This window comes from Sodalis sp. C49 (genome assembly GCF_046352915.1).
Taxonomy (GTDB): domain Bacteria; phylum Pseudomonadota; class Gammaproteobacteria; order Enterobacterales; family Enterobacteriaceae; genus Acerihabitans.
Map to the genome: position 1 here is coordinate 2329884 of NZ_CP163303.1, position 15158 is coordinate 2345041.

Here is a 15158-nt window from a genome sequence, read left to right on the forward strand (position 1 = left end):
ATTCATGATCACCCGCGGGCGACGGCCCACCCTGCCGACACACCTCATTGCAGCCCGATATCCCGGCGCGCCTGTAGCCTTATGGGTTCAGGCAAGGGCTGGTAGCCGCCCTGGCGGGCGAGGTTTTGGCCCTGGGGCGACAAAATACGGTCCATAAAGGCGGCGGTGACCGGCGCCAATGGGGTATCAGGGGGCTTATTCAGATAAATATAGAGATAGCGCACCAGCGGATAGTCGCCGTTAAGCAAGGCCGACTCGTCCGGCGTCACCTGGCGGCCGGCCTCGTCGGTTAACGGCAGGATCCGCGCGCCGGCGGTATGAAACCCCATGCCGGCGTAACCAATGGCGTTGCGCGACGCGCTTACCGCCTGCGCCACCGAAGCCGACCCGGGCAGTTCATTGACTGATGCCAGCAGGTCACCGCCGCACAGCACGCGCTGGCGGAAAAAACCATAGGTACCGGAGGCGGAATTGCGGCCATAGCGCAGCAGGGCCATATCGGCCCACCGCCCGGTTAGGCCGAGTTCCCCCCAGCGGGTGACGGCAGGGGCGTCGCCGCAGCTGCGGGTGATGGAAAAAATGGCGTCCAACTGGCGCAGGCGCAACCTGGGCAGGGGGTTATCCTGGTTGACTATAATCACCAGCGCATCCAAGGCCACCGGCACCGCCAGGGGCGGGTAGCCGTAATGGCGCTGGAACGCGGCGATTTCAGTCGCGTTCATCATGCGGCTCATCGGCCCGATTTGCGCCGTGCCCGCGGCCAGCGCCGTCGCCGCCGTCGCCGATCCGCCCGCCTGGATCTGCACGCCGACATCCGGATAGTCATGTCTGAAATCCGCCGCCCACAGGGCCATCATATTCGCCAGCGTATCGGAACCGCTGCTGGTGAGGCTACCCGACAGCACCGACAGCGGCCGCGCCGCCGCCGGCAGGGTCAACAGCAGGCAGAGCAGCCAGCCCAGGGTTTTTACAGCTTTTATCATCGGGATTTGACACGTGAAGGAGAAGTGGGGTTATTTTCGGCCAGGACGGGGAGGACAATCAACCGGTTGGGCAAGGTAAAAAAGAAGCGGGTACCCGCGCCCGGCTCGCTGATAACATCAAGATGGGCGTCATGATTGCCGAGCGCGTGCTTAACGATGGCAAGCCCAAGGCCGCTGCCGCCGGTCTGGCGCGAACGGGCTTTGTCAACCCGGTAAAAACGCTCGGTCAGGCGCGGTAAATGCTCCGGGGCGATGCCCGGCCCGTTATCGCTGACCTGAAACTGCGCGCCCTCAGCGGTACGCTGCCAGCACACCTCGATGCGGGTGCCCGGCGGCGTATGGATGACCGCATTGTATATCAGGTTCGACATCGCGCTGCGCAGCTGATCCTCATTGCCGCGCACCAGCAACTGTTCATTAACCCGGAACACGATCTCATGCCGTTCCTGGCTGAGCGCCCCGGCGCTTTGCTGCAGGCGCTTGAGAATGGCCGGAATATCGACGCGTTCATTGACCTCGCCCTGCGGCGCGGCCTCGATACGGGATAACACCAGCAACTGCTTGACCAGACGCTCCATGCGCTGCGTCTGATCCTGCATGGTGTGGATGGCCTTGGCGCGCATGGCTTCATCCATATCCTGGTCGTTCATCATTTCCAGATATCCCTGCAACACCGTCAGCGGCGTACGCAGTTCATGGCTGGCATTGGCGAAAAAGTTGCGCCTGGCGCCTTCCAGCTGGCGCATCTGGGTCACGTCGCGGGCCACCATTAACAGCTGGTCGTCGGTATAGGGCATCACGCGGAATTCAACGTAACGTTGCTTATTGAGCAGCAGGGTCAAGGGGCGCTCGAACGACTGGCCCTGGATATAGCTGTTGAATTCAGGATAGCGCAGCAGGTTAAGGATATGCTGGCCGTTGTCTTCCGGCCAGCGAAACCCGAGCAGCTGCTGCGCCAGGCCGTTGCACCAGAAAATATGGCCGTCGTCGGTCAACATCACCAGCGCATCAGGCAAGGTTTCCGCGCCGCTGCGAAAGCGTTTGAACAATGTCGCCAGTTCACGCCGCCGCCGCCGGTGGCGCAACTGCATCTGATGCAGGCCATAGAACAGCGGTTCCCAGCTTCCCCGCCCTTCCGGCGGCGTATGCCGGAGATCGACCCATAACCAGCGGGACAGCCGCAATTGGTAATAATAGTTGCGCACCAGCGCGGCCAGCAGCGCCGCCACCAACAGCCAGGCCAGGTGGCCGACAAAAAGCGACAACAGCAGGGCCGGCAGGCAAAACAGCCCCAGTTCCAGCAAAATCTTACGCCAGGATAAACGTTCCAGCACCGGCAGAGCTCCCCTTATACCGCGCTAATAGCGCGCGGAAAAACGATAGCCGGTGCCGCGGACCGTCTGCACCATCCGATCGTGACCGCCGGTTTCCAGCGCTTTGCGCAGGCGGCGAATATGCACATCAACCGTCCGGTCCTCAACATACACATTAGTGCCCCAGACATGATTTAACAACTGTTCCCGGCTATATACCCGCTCGGGATGGGTCATGAAAAAGTGCAGCAGTTTAAATTCGGTCGGTCCCATCTCCAGGGCCAGTTCGTTGGAGGTTACCCGGTGCGACGACGGATCCAGGCTTAGGCCCTGCAGTTCAATCTTATCTTCCACCGCCATCGGCGAAATACGGCGCATCACCGCCTTGATCCTGGCCAGCAGCTCCTTGGGCGAGAACGGTTTGGTGATATAATCATCGGCGCCTACTTCCAGCCCCCGCACCCGGTCTTCCTCCTCGCCGCGCGCGGTCAGCATCATGACCGGAATATCGCGGGTCAATACTTCGCGTTTCATATGTTTGATAAATTGTATTCCCGAACCGCCTGGCAACATCCAGTCGAGCAATACCAGATCCGGATAAGGCTCCGCCATACGGCTGACCGCCGTGCCGTAGTCTTCGGCTTCGATGGGCTGGAAGCCATTCTGTTCAAGTACGAAGCACACCATTTCACGAATCGGCGCTTCGTCTTCCACGACTAATATGCGTTTTGCCATTTTTTCCTGCCATTAATCTCTGCGGTTAACGTGCCCGGGCATTATGCGTCACTTTTATGACAGATTTATTAAAATCAGCCCATCGTGCCAGAAGCATAGCGGATGGCGGTTTTTTTTCGTCCCGGGTTGCCAAATTAACAGCTTTACGTCGGCATCGCCCGGGGTAAGGTTTATACTCTCGCCCTGACTTTTGCACTCTGGCTGGAGCGTCATGCGGATCATTCACACTTCTGACTGGCACCTGGGTCAGTCGTTTTTCACCAAAAACCGCGCCCGGGAGCATCGCGCCTTCCTGCAATGGCTGGTGGCGCAGGTGGCAGAGCGGGATATCGACGCGGTGATCGTGGCCGGCGATATCTTTGATACCGGCACCCCGCCCAGCTATGCCCGCGAACTGTTCAACCGTTTCGTGGTGGCGTTGCAGCCGACCGGTTGCCAGCTGATCATACTGGCGGGCAATCATGACGCGGTGGCGACATTGAACGAATCCCGGGCGCTGCTGGCCTGCATGCATACCCGGGTTATCGCCGGCGGCGGGTTCGGCGCCCGGGACGATGACGACAACGCCGACGGCGACCGCGAAGACAGCGGCGGGCAACCGGTTTTTGTACTTAACGATCGTAGTGGAAAGCCGGGGGCGATACTGTGCGCCATCCCCTTTTTACGCCCGCGGGATGTGCTGACCAGCCGCGCCGGAGAATCGGGGGATGATAAACAGCGGGCGCTGATGGACGCCATCGCCGCACATTACCAGGCGCTATATGACCGGGCGCTGGCCCTGCGCGCCAAGTTGCCCGGCCGGTTGCCGATTATCGCCACCGGACACCTGACCACGGTGGGCGCCGCCACCACCGATTCGGTACGCGATATTTATATCGGCAGCCTGGACGCGTTTCCCGCCCAGCTGTTTCCGCCGGCGGATTATATCGCCCTCGGCCATATCCACCGCCCGCAGTGCGTGGGCGGACAGCAGCATATCCGCTATTGCGGTTCGCCCATCGCCTTGAGTTTTGATGAAACCGGGCAGCCCAAGCAGATCAATATAGTCAGTTTCGACGCCGGGGGCGTGGCGGACATTTCCCCGGTTTTGATCCCGGAGACCCAGGCCCTGCGCCTGATAAAAGGCGACCTGGCGGACATCGAGGCGCAGTTGCGCTCGTTTAGCGATTACCCGGGGCCCTCGCCCGTCTGGCTGGATATCGAGGTGGTGACAGACGCCTGGCTGAATGATATCCAGCAGCGTATCCAGCAGTTGGCGGCCGATTTGCCGGTGGAAATCGTGCTGTTGCGCCGTAACCGCGAGCAGCGGCTGTCGGCACTGGCGCGCCGGCAACGGGAAACGCTGGTCGAACTGAGCGCCGGGGACGTGTTTGAGCGGCGCCTGGCGCTGATCCCCTCCCCCGCGCCGGAGAACCTGGACGCCATACGCTTGCTCTATCGCCAGGTAACGGCGGACATACAGCAAGGCGCCGCGGCGGAAAACCCGCCGGCGCCGGATGCCGCAACCAAAGGAGACGCCCGGTGAAAATCCTGACGCTGCGGCTGAAAAACATCAATGCGCTCAGGGGCGAGTGGAAAATTGATTTTACCGCCGACCCCTTCGACCGCGCCAGCCTGTTTGCCATTACCGGTCCCACCGGCGCCGGCAAGACCACTATTCTTGACGCCATCTGCCTGGCGCTGTATCACCGCACGCCCCGCCTGGACGCCTTGCCCGGCCAGGAATTGATGACCCGGCTTACCGCCGAATCGCTGGCGGAAGTCGAGTTTTCGGTCAAGGGCGTGGGCTATCGCGCCTTCTGGAGCCAGCGCCGGGCGAAAAACAGCCCGCAGGGCAAACTGCAAAACGCCAGGGTTGAACTGGCGCGTTTGGCCGACGGCGCCATCCTGGCGGATAAAATCAGCGATAAGCTGCGCCTGACCACCGAACTGACCGGCCTGGATTTCGCGCGTTTTACCAAATCGGTGCTGCTGGCGCAGGGGGATTTCGCCGCATTTTTAAACGCCGATGCGAAAAATCGCGCCGAACTGCTGGAGGAACTGACCGGCACCGATATCTACGGCCGCATTTCCGCTGAAATTTTCGAACGCCATAAAACGGTGCGCGGGGAACTGGAGGCACTGCGTACGCGCGCCGCCGCCATCGAACTATTGAGCGAACCCCAACTGCGGGAACTTGACGCCGAGCTGGATAGCCTGCGCCTGGAGCAGGCCCGGCTGAACGCCGAACAATCGCAGTCGCAACGGCATCACGCCTGGCTGGAGCGGCAGCGCCAGTTGACCGGCGCCCTGGCGCAGGCACAGGCCCAGCGCCAGGCCGCGCAGGCGGCGGCGCAGGAAGCACAGGCGCCGCTGGCGCGACTGGCGCGCGGCGAACCGGCGGAATCCCTGCGCCCCCTGCTCGACGATCGGCAACGCAGCGCCGTGGACCTGGAACGGGCTGAGCAGGAGCTCGCCCGCGCCTGCGCGGTGGAGCTGCAAAGCCAGCAGGCGCTGCAACCGCTGCGCGAGCAGGCGGATGCCGCCCGCTCGCGCTGGGAGCAGCACGCCCGGCATCAGTTGGCGCAACAGCAGTTGATAAACGACCATCTCGTGCCGCTGGACCAGAAAATCGCCGGGCTGGAACAACAGGCCGCGCAACAGGAGGAACAGCGGTTAGCCCAAACGGAACAGCAGCGGAAACGACAGGCGCTGCAGGCGCTGAAACAACAACAACATCAGGAGGCCGGGCAACAGGCGCAGCTTGTCGCCCGCTATCTGCTTGAGCATGCCGTCTGCCGGCAATGGGGCGGGCAGCTCCCCCTCTGGCGCGAGCTGTTTGCCCGCCGCCGGCGCGAACAGCGCGACATCGACGAACTGGCCCGGCAAGACGCGCAAATCATGCGGGAACTTGAACAACTCGATATTGCGCGCCAGAAGGAACTCAGCGCGTCGCAGGCCTGCCGGCAGCGGGTAATGACCTTCACGGCGCAGCTGGCGGAACGTCAGGGCCTGCACGATGAGCAGGAATCCCGGTTCCCGTTGGCCGCGCTGCGCGCCGACTGGCAGCACAGCCAGCAGCAGCGCGGCCGGCGCGCCCTGATGTCGTCCCTGCTGCCGCAAATGGAGCGTGTAAGCCGCGATCTGGCGGCCAACCGCACGCGGGAAGATCAACTGCGGCGCGACTGCGACGTTATTACCGCCGCGCTGGCGGCGCTGCGGCGCGCCGAGGCGGATAAGTCCGCCCTGCTGGACGAGATGACCGCGCGCCATCGCCTGGAAATGCATATCGTCTCGCTCGGAGAACTGCGCGGAGCGTTGCGACCGGGGGATCCCTGCCCCCTATGCGGCGCCACCGAGCATCCCGGCATCGCCCTATACCAGGACCTGCAGCCGCAACACACCGATCGGCGGCGGCAGGAACTGCTGCCGGAGGTGGAGCGGCTTAAGGCCGAAGTGGTGGCGGCGTTTACCCGTCTCGAGATGCTGCAGCAGGAGCAGCGCCAGGCGACGGCGCAACAGGTACGCCTGCAAGAGGAACTGGCGTTGCTGGACGACGCCTGGCGACAGGCCGCCGCCGGGCTGGATCTGGCGCCCGGCGAACACGCCGCCGCCTGGCTGGCTGAGCAGGACGCGCATGAGCAGGCATTGGCCCGGCAGTTGGAGGCGCGTGAACAGGACAACCAGGGGCTGCAGGCGGCCCGCGACGCCCTTGCCCAGGCCGATGGCGAATGGCAACGGCTCGACGCCCGTCTGGCGCTGAATGCCCAGGAGAAGGATGCGGTGACCCAACGTCTGCGGCAAACGCAGCAGCGCCGTCAGGAACAACAGCAACGGATGGACGAACTGGCGGCGCAAAGCAGCGAGGCTCTCGCCCAACTGGGACTGACCCTGCCGGCGGAATCCGCGGTTGACGCCTGGCTGGCCGAACGCCAGGAGGAGTGGCGGCAGTGGCAGTACCAGCAAGAGCGGGAACAGACGCTGAAAAACGACCTTATCGCGCTGGAAGGCGAACTGCGCGGCCACCGGGAAGCCCTGGCCGAACTGGCGCAACAGTTGGCCGACCTCGCGCAGCGGCAGCAGACAACCGGCAACGCGCTGCGCCTGGCGCGTGAAGAACGCCGCAAACTGGCCGGCGATGACAGCGTGGCGCAGCTCAACGCCCAACTGAGCGCACGGGCCGGGGAAGTGGAGCGGGACCGGCGGCAGTCCGAACTGAGTGTACAGCAGGCGCAGGAAAAGCTGCATCTGCTGGCCGGTGAAATCCGCTCGCAGCGGCGGCGGCTTGAGGAACTGACACAACAAGCGCAGCAGGCGGCGACGGCGCTGCGGCAGGCGCTGGCAAACAGCCCGTACGCCGGGCTGGCCGAGCTGCAGGCGGCCCTGTTGCCCGGGCAGGAGCGGGATCGGCTGCGTGAGCTGCGCGAGAAAATCAAGGAAGAGCGGCAGCGCGCGGAGGTGATGTGGCAGCAGGCGGAGCTGGCGCTGCGGCAACACCATGACGATCGTCCCGCCACCCTGGACGAGGCTGCCGACTCTGCCGCCGTGGAGCGAACGTTGGCCGATATTAAGGCATTATTATGGGAGCTGGCGCGGCGGCAAGGCCAGCTACAGCAGCAACTGGCAAGCCACCGCCAGCGCCAGCGCGATCAGCAGAGCCTGATGGCGGAAATCAGCGCGGGCGAAGGCCGCTACGCTGACTGGAGCTATCTCAACGAGCTGATTGGCTCCAAAGAGGGCGACAAGTTCCGTAAGTTCGCCCAGGGTCTGACGCTTGAGCACCTGATTTATCTGGCGAACCAGCAGTTGTCCCGCCTGCACGGCCGCTATCAGCTGCAGCGCAAAACCGAGGCGGAGCTGGAGCTTGAAGTGGTGGACACCTGGCAGGCGGATGCGGTGCGCGACACCCGCACCCTTTCCGGCGGCGAAAGCTTTCTGGTGAGCCTGGCGCTGGCGCTGGCCCTGTCGGACCTGGTCAGCCACAAAACCCAGATTGATTCGCTGTTTCTCGACGAGGGCTTCGGCACGCTGGACGCCCAAACGCTGGATATTGCCCTGGACGCGCTCGATTCGCTTAACGCCACCGGCAAGATGATAGGCGTCATCAGCCATGTGGACGCCATGAAGGAACGCATCCCGGTGCAAATCAAAGTGAAAAAGATCAACGGCCTGGGCATCAGCAGGCTGGAGGCGCGTTATGCGGTGCGCCCGGAATAACGCGGCGCCGGCGGAATTCATCGAACAAGGCGTAGAACATCGCTTCGGTGTCGACAAAATCATGAAAACCGAAGCGGCGCGCCTTACTGCCGTCGGCAAACATATCGTAATCCCAGGAGAACACGAAATCGGCGAACGGCCAGCCCGACACCGCCTGATAATCCGGTGCGGATAAACGGTGCCGGCGGGTTAATTCCCGCCAGAGTTCCGTTTTATCCGCCATGACTTCCTTTAGCGGCATGGGCAATGGCGGCGCCAGATCCAATTCAAAATAGCCAGCAATTTTCGGCCACAGCTCACTCCAGCGGAACAGATCGCCGTTATTGATGTTAAACGCCTGGTTGCCCGCCCGGGGCTCGGTGGCGGCCCAGAGCGTGGCCCTCGCCAGCAGCCCCGCATCGGTCATTTCCATCAGCGCGTGGTAAGCGCCCGGTTTGCCGGGAAAACGCAGCGGCAACCCCAGCGCCTTGCAGATGGAGGCATAGACGGCAATGCTCATGGCCAGGTTCATCGGATTGCCCAGGGAAAAACCGCCCACCACCCCCGGCCGGATGGCGGACCAGGTCCAGCGTTTATTGCGCTGGCGTTGCTCCAGCCAGGTTTGTTGCGCCACGTTGAATTCCGGCGGCATATGTCCCGCATCGGTTTCCCGCGCCGGTGTCTTAAACGGCCCCAGGTGCGCGCCATAGACTTTATAGCCCTGCATCAGGCTGACATGCTCCAGTTTCCCGGCAACCGGCTCGATTGCCTCAACGACGTTTTTCAGCATCATTATATTGGGAACAACCAGTCCCGCCCAGTCGGACGCATCCTGGTAGGCGGCGTAGAAAATATGGGTAATGCCGGTCAGCGGGCGCAGCGCCCGGCCTGTCGCCTGCGCGTCCAGCAAATCCACCGCCAGGTAGCTGACGCCGGGCCGGTCGCGGCCGCCGCGGCGCGACAGGCCGATAACCTGCCACCGCCGGGATTCCAGTTCCGCGACGAGCCGGCCGCCGATAACGCCGTTGGCGCCCACCACCAGGGCAATCCGATTATTTTGCATGTGTTTTCTCCGCTGAAAAAAGACGATGCGTCACTATAATTGATAAGCAAAAAAGTGATAATAGGACCATAACCACTATCAGTTATAAGTAAAACTAATAAACGGAACACCATGGATAAACTCACCGCGATGCATACCTTCGCGCGCGTGGCCGAGCTGGGCAGCCTGTCCGCGGCAGCGCGCGATCTGGGCCTGACGCAGCCCGCCGTAAGCCAGCAGGTGGCCGCCCTGGAAAAACTGCTGGGCACATTATTGCTCTATCGCACTACCCGCTCCGTCACCCTGACGGAAAGCGGCAGCCGTTATTATCTGCAGGCCAGGCAGATCCTGGCGGCGGTAAATGAAACGGAAGAGACGCTGCGGGGGCTGAACCAGAGGCTGGAGGGTCATTTGCGCATCCATGCGCCGACGGGCCTCGGCCAGCAGTATATCGCCCGGCTGGCGCTTGATTTTCAGCAGCGCCATCCGGATATCGTTATCGAACTGCTGCTGGACGATCGGGTGGCGGATGTGATCAGCGAGGGAATTGATGTCGCGCTACGTCTCGGGGAACTGCGCACCGCCGGCACGGTGGCGCGCAGGCTCGGCACCCTGCAGCGTGTCCTGGCCGCGGCGCCCGGCTATCTTGCCAGGCAGGGCGCGCCGCAAACCCTGGCGGAATTAGCCGAACGTCCTTACATTCGCTACAGCGGCCGTGGCGACGGCGCCGGACTCACCCTGCTGGGCCCCAGGGGCGCGGAGATGTTGACCGTCCGTCCGGTGTTCTTGGCCAATAATACCTTTACGCTTATCCAGGCCATAGAAGCGGGACTCGGGATAGGCGGCGTCCAGTTACCGCTGATCCGCCGGCAGTTAACCGCCAAAACCCTCGTACGCGTATTGCCCGACTATTATTTTCCGCCGATGGCGGTACATGCGGTGTATCCCGCCGCGCGCTTTATTCCCGGCAAGGTACGGGCCTGGGTGGAGTATCTTGCCGCCGCCCTGGCGGACATTCTGTAGACGCCGCGGCCAGGTTGATTTTTGCCGATTTTAGCGCCGGGATGCGCTATCATGCGCGCTGCGTTTGATTAACCCGCACGCTTACCGACGTGCCGGATCAGGGATCTCACTTTATGTTTTGGTTTAAAAATATCATGATTTACCGCCTGAACCGCGATATTACGCTGTCGGCGCAAGAGATGGAAATACAGTTGGCGGCCTCATCATTTACCCCCTGCGGCAGCCAGGATATGGCCAAGTCGGGCTGGGTATCTCCGCTGGGCGACAAAAGCGACGCGTTAACCCATGCCGTTAATGACCAGATATTGATTTGCGTGCGCAAAGAAGAAAAAATCCTGCCGTCTTCCGTGGTCAAGCAAGAGCTGAACGGCAAGATCGATAAGCTGGAAACCGAGCAAAGCCGTAAGCTGCGCAAAACGGAAAAAGACGCGCTGAAGGATGAGGTGTTATTCAGCCTGATGCCGCGCGCGTTCAGCCGCTTCAGCCAGACGTTCATCTGGCTGGACACCGTCAAAGGCCTGGTGATTGTCGACGCCGCCAGCGCCAAGAAAGCCGAGGATGCCCTGGCGCTGTTGCGTAAATCCCTCGGCTCGCTGCCGGTGGTGCCCCTGACACTGGAAAACCCCATTGAGCTGACCCTGACGCAGTGGGTGCGCGGCGGTGAACCGCCGGCCGGATTCCTGGTGCAGGACGAGGCCGAACTCAAGGCGCTGCTGGAGGACGGTGGCATCATTCGCTGTAAAAAGCAGGATTTGGCCAGCGACGAAATTGCCGCCCATATCGAGGCCGGCAAGGTGGTGACCAAACTGGCGCTGGACTGGCGGGAACGGGTGCAGTTTATCCTGGCCGACGACGCCACAATCAAGCGCCTTAAGTTTTCCGATACCTTACGCGAACAGAACGACGATATCGATCGCGAGGATTTTGCCCAGCGTTTTGACGCGGATTTTATCCTGATGACCGGCGAACTGGCGACGCTTATTGAAGAATTGACCGTTGCCCTGGGCGGCGAAGCCCAGCGCTGAAAAAGGTTGCTGGCGGGAGTGACGAGGCCAGGATCAGACGGGTAACAACACCGTGAAGCCGTGCCGTTTTTAGCGGGGCCGCGCCCGGACGCGCAGCGATGGCGCCCATCCGTGCGCGCCATTGTGCGGTCCAACGCCTGTGGCCTTGGACCACCACGCTACCGGCGGATGACTCCATGACGCGTTATGCTTTCCGCTCTCCCTGCCCGGCGACTTCCGCGCCGTTTTGCCGGCATTTCGGGGCAAACCATAGCCTGCCCGCGATTTTGCCCCATTATTTGCTCATATATTTACATAAATACGCGCTGGCTTCCGCCACCTGGACAATAAATTCACTTTGCGCCGGAACAAAGAATTTTTCGCCGGGCATAAAGACCTGCCAATCGTGGGAGCCCGGTAACAATGCCCGCAACGCGCCGTTAATGACGGTCATTTCCTCGGGCTGTGCCGTGGTGAATGTGTATTCGCCGGTTTCCATCACCCCCACGCTGGCGCGGCCGATGCTGGCGGAATCAAAACCAATGGACTTTACCTTCCCGGCAAAATACTCATTTACATTCAGCATAGATCCATTCCTTTCGATAATATTTTCAGTACTTCATAGTAAAAGCACGATCGTTGATTTGTCACGCCTTATTACCGGGAAATGCCGGCCGGCGTGCAAAAAAATACCCGCGGATAAGCGCGGCGGATTCACCGGCGAGAAAAAAGAAAATAACCGTCTTAGGTGAAGATAATTAGCCGGACCGGGAAGCAGTGTTCCGATCCGGCTGGCAGGGAATTCAGGTCTTGTCTTCGCCCTGATAGCGCGCTTTCGCGTCCAGCGCCTCGTGTTCGGAATCATGCTCGCTGATAAGCGTGTCGGGCTTGGGATGATCGGCCCGCAGCTCAAACACCGTCTTGGTTTTACCCGGCGGCCCCTTCTCTTTTTTAACGATATGGGCTTCGCGGGGATAAGGGGGTTTACTCGCCATAATCACTTCCTTATTTTATGATTTGGTCGGGTAAGTATAGGTCAATCCCCGGGGTTGCGCATGGCGCCGCGTTATCCGGCGGCGCAGGGGTGGAGCTGCTGCAATATCGCCGACACCACGGCTTCCGGGGAAGAGGACGCATCCAGCACATGGTGGGCCGCATCCTGGTATAACGCTTCCCGGGCCAGCAGGATTTCAGCGATCTCCTCGGCAATCGGCCGCCCGGTCAGGCTTGGCCGCTGGTCTTCCTCGGGAAACGCCTCCAGGCGCCGCGCCAGGACCTCAGGCCGGGCATGGAGGTAAATGACCGTGCCGTTCGCCCGCATAAACCGGCGATTGGCCTCCGCCAGCACAATGCCGCCGCCGGTGGCGATCACTTTGCGCCCGCCGGCAATCGCGCGCAGGATAGCGCTTTCCCTTGCCCTGAATCCCGCCCAGCCCTCGCTCTTGACGATCTGCGCCACGCTGCGGCCGGTGGTGCTCAGCAACAGCTGGTCGGTATCCATAAACTCAAATCCCAACACCCCGGCCAGCGCGAGGCCAACCGTGGTTTTACCGCATCCCCTAGCGCCAACCAAATAAATGGGCTGTGTCATTAACCGCATATCCTTTTATCCAACGACTTTTTCAGTCCAGCTGCGCATCATAGCATTGACTTCGCACGCGCACTAACCGGCGAACGGCCTTTGGGCGAAAAGTCGCGGGCCGGGCATGCGACGCCCCGCAGCCGCCGCATGCCAGCTTATTACATACCATATTCATTACAGGATTGTCCCTTACGTCGGCCGGAACCGGCAAAAAAAGACCGGCGATCGCGCCCGCGCAACGGACAGTTTTTCAGGAAGGCCCTCCCAGACGGGCACGCCCGGGCCGGCGGCCTCGGTTAGCTTTCCGGCTCCACCACTTCCGCCACGATGCGTTTCGCCTGCTGCAGCGTCAGTTTCTCCCTCATCTTGATAAGCAAGGTACCCGTGGTGCGCATACGACCGGTGCCGACCACCGCCACCAGTTCATCGTTGAGGGCATACAGCGCCACAAAATCATCGTTATCGGGCGAGCCGGTCATGTCGATGGTATCCCATTTCCCGGCATGGCCAAGATACTCATAGCGCACGCCATAATGCTGGGTCCAGAAAAACGGTACGGAATCATAGATCTCATCCTGACCCGCCATCACGCTTGCGGCCACGCGGCCATGCTGCTGGGCCACACGCCAATGTTCAATGCGCGTGGGTTTGCCGTTAAGCGGAAACGTGGCGATATCGCCGATGGCAAAAATATCCTGGCCCGCCGACATGGAGGCGTCCACATTAAGGCTACCGTCTTTATTCAGCGGCAGATCGTCAATAAACCCGGTCGCCGGCGCCACACCGGTGGCCAGTAGCACCAAATCGGCCTCGATGCGCGTACCGTCTTTCAACACTACCGCCTCCACCTGACGCTCGCCGGTAAACTCCGCGGGCAGGCCTTCGACAAATTTCACGCCTTTCTGCTCGTGACGCCGCCGGAAGAAACTCGCCAGCTCTTTGCCGAACTGTTTCTCGAACGGCAGCGGATGCTCGGCTATCACCGTCACATCCACATCCTGCTTACGGAACGCCGCGGCGACTTCCATGCCGATAAAGCTGTTGCCGATAATCACCAGGCGTTTTTCCTTCTCGACGGTGTCTACCAGCACGGCGGCCTGCTCCCAGCTGCGCAGGACCTGGATGCCGAACAGCGCCTTGCCGGGCAAATCGGGGCGCTGCGGGATGCCGCCGGTGGCCAGCAACAGCTGGCGATAAGGAATCATCGTGCCGTCTTCCAGCCGCAGCTGATGCTTGGCGGCGCTCAGTTTTTCGACGTTGCCGTTAATACGCTCGATTTTTTGCTGTTGATAAAAATCATCGTCCAGGAGCGACGGCACCTCGTCGATATCCATATCTCCCTGCGGAACAAATTTGGACAAGGTGGTGCGATCGTAAGGCGCCTGTTTTTCACGTTCGATAACCACCAGGCGACCGTGATAACCCTTTTCGCGCAGCGCCTTAATGGCGGCGCTACCGCCGGCGCCGACGCCCAGGACCACCAGCGCATCTTGGGTCGTCACCTTATCCAGCGGCCCCGCGCCCGGTTCCGCCTGCGGGTCGACCCAGAGCTTGCCCTGTTCAATCTTGACCGGATAACGCTTTAAATCGCGCAGGGAGGGAGGTTCGCACAGCGCGCCTTCCTCAATGGTGAATACCGACTTATGCCAGGGGCATATAATCTTGCCTTCGCAAAGCGCGCCTTTTTCCAGCGGAGCGCCGGAATGGGGACAGGTGGCTTCGAGGGCGAAAACCCGATCTCCTTTTTTTATCAACAGAATATCGGTATCGCCCAGGCTGATTTTTTTGGGTGCCAATTCCGGCAATGCGGTTAACGACATCACTTCTTGATAGGCCACGATAGGCTCCTTCTTGTTAAAGACCATACAGTCTGGAGTGCTATGATTAAGCCTAGCAGCTAAACGCCGGCTGTGAAGTCCGGCGAAGGGAGATGATGAAGCGGGTAAGCGCAGCGCCGCCGGCTAGTCGCTATTGAAGAGATCGCGCAGCCAGGCAATGATTTTTTTCAGCGCCCGGCCCAGGGCGCCGATATCACCGCCACCGTTTTGCCGCGCCATGCCGCCCAAGATGCCTCCACCGGCGGCGGGTTCTTTCATCATGGTTAATCCTTCCTTTGCCTATAAAGGGAATGGGAATTATCCTGTAACCTTTATTTCCAGCAAGGCGGTTGAGGATAATCATTCTTATTATTTGTTCACGCGCCGGTAATAATGAAAAAGGATTAAAACGTAATTTGATTAAGAATACTTTCAAAAAAAGCCGACAGACCGTGCCAGGCGGACTGTCGGCTTACAGATAATA

General features: G+C 61.0%; 13 protein-coding genes. 4 read left to right on the top strand and 9 right to left on the bottom strand.

Features of this window, described 5'->3' with window-relative positions:
* Positions 1-44: 44 nt before the first annotated feature.
* The 3 genes from ABUK12_RS10575 to phoB are packed head-to-tail and all read right to left on the bottom strand — an operon-like array spanning position 45 to position 3031.
* Positions 45-983 carry a PstS family phosphate ABC transporter substrate-binding protein gene (locus ABUK12_RS10575; protein ID WP_410016221.1) on the bottom strand — a complete coding sequence of 313 codons (939 nt, stop codon included), beginning with the start codon at positions 981-983 and terminating at the stop codon, positions 45-47.
* Positions 980-2317 (bottom strand): phosphate regulon sensor histidine kinase PhoR, encoded by a 1338-nt coding sequence (gene phoR / locus ABUK12_RS10580; RefSeq protein WP_410016222.1) that lies wholly within the window; start codon positions 2315-2317, stop codon positions 980-982. The genes ABUK12_RS10575 and phoR overlap by 4 nt, the downstream gene beginning before the upstream one ends.
* A 24-nt stretch (positions 2318-2341) precedes the next feature.
* Positions 2342-3031, bottom strand: a complete 690-nt coding sequence (gene phoB / locus ABUK12_RS10585) for a phosphate response regulator transcription factor PhoB (RefSeq protein WP_162367673.1) — start codon at positions 3029-3031, stop codon at positions 2342-2344.
* 211 nt (positions 3032-3242) lie between these two features.
* Here phoB and sbcD point away from each other — a divergent pair, with 211 nt between their 5' ends.
* The gene (gene sbcD, locus ABUK12_RS10590; protein WP_410016223.1) at positions 3243-4556 is read left to right on the top strand and encodes an exonuclease subunit SbcD; all 1314 of its coding nucleotides are present in this window, start codon (positions 3243-3245) and stop codon (positions 4554-4556) included.
* The gene (locus ABUK12_RS10595; protein WP_410016224.1) at positions 4553-8227 is read left to right on the top strand and encodes an AAA family ATPase; all 3675 of its coding nucleotides are present in this window, start codon (positions 4553-4555) and stop codon (positions 8225-8227) included. The genes sbcD and ABUK12_RS10595 overlap by 4 nt, the downstream gene beginning before the upstream one ends.
* Here the strand turns inward: ABUK12_RS10595 and ABUK12_RS10600 are convergent.
* Positions 8187-9269, bottom strand: a complete 1083-nt coding sequence (locus ABUK12_RS10600; protein ID WP_410016225.1) for an SDR family oxidoreductase — start codon at positions 9267-9269, stop codon at positions 8187-8189. The genes ABUK12_RS10595 and ABUK12_RS10600 overlap by 41 nt on opposite strands.
* 111 nt (positions 9270-9380) lie before the next feature.
* Here ABUK12_RS10600 and ABUK12_RS10605 point away from each other — a divergent pair, with 111 nt between their 5' ends.
* Complete coding sequence (locus ABUK12_RS10605; protein ID WP_410016226.1) at positions 9381-10271, top strand: LysR substrate-binding domain-containing protein; 891 nt, start codon at positions 9381-9383, stop codon at positions 10269-10271.
* 113 nt (positions 10272-10384) lie between these two features.
* On the top strand, positions 10385-11296 hold the full coding sequence (rdgC, locus tag ABUK12_RS10610; RefSeq protein WP_410016227.1) for a recombination-associated protein RdgC: 912 nt from the start codon (positions 10385-10387) through the stop codon (positions 11294-11296).
* A 274-nt stretch (positions 11297-11570) separates the two neighbouring features.
* Here the strand turns inward: rdgC and ppnP are convergent, their stop codons facing one another.
* The 5 genes from ppnP to ABUK12_RS10635 form a co-directional block, all read right to left on the bottom strand.
* Positions 11571-11861, bottom strand: a complete 291-nt coding sequence (gene ppnP, locus ABUK12_RS10615; RefSeq protein WP_410016228.1) for a pyrimidine/purine nucleoside phosphorylase — start codon at positions 11859-11861, stop codon at positions 11571-11573.
* A gap of 217 nt (positions 11862-12078) precedes the next feature.
* Complete coding sequence (locus ABUK12_RS10620) at positions 12079-12270, bottom strand: hypothetical protein (RefSeq protein WP_410016229.1); 192 nt, start codon at positions 12268-12270, stop codon at positions 12079-12081.
* A 71-nt stretch (positions 12271-12341) separates the two neighbouring features.
* The gene (aroL, locus tag ABUK12_RS10625) at positions 12342-12866 is read right to left on the bottom strand and encodes a shikimate kinase AroL (RefSeq protein WP_410016230.1); all 525 of its coding nucleotides are present in this window, start codon (positions 12864-12866) and stop codon (positions 12342-12344) included.
* A gap of 287 nt (positions 12867-13153) precedes the next feature.
* Positions 13154-14695, bottom strand: coding sequence for an FAD-dependent oxidoreductase (locus ABUK12_RS10630; protein WP_410016231.1), 1542 nt, complete (start codon positions 14693-14695; stop codon positions 13154-13156).
* A gap of 123 nt (positions 14696-14818) precedes the next feature.
* Positions 14819-14956: a hypothetical protein gene (locus ABUK12_RS10635; RefSeq protein WP_410016232.1), complete on the bottom strand. Its 138-nt coding sequence runs from the start codon at positions 14954-14956 to the stop codon at positions 14819-14821.
* Positions 14957-15158 lie beyond the last annotated feature (202 nt).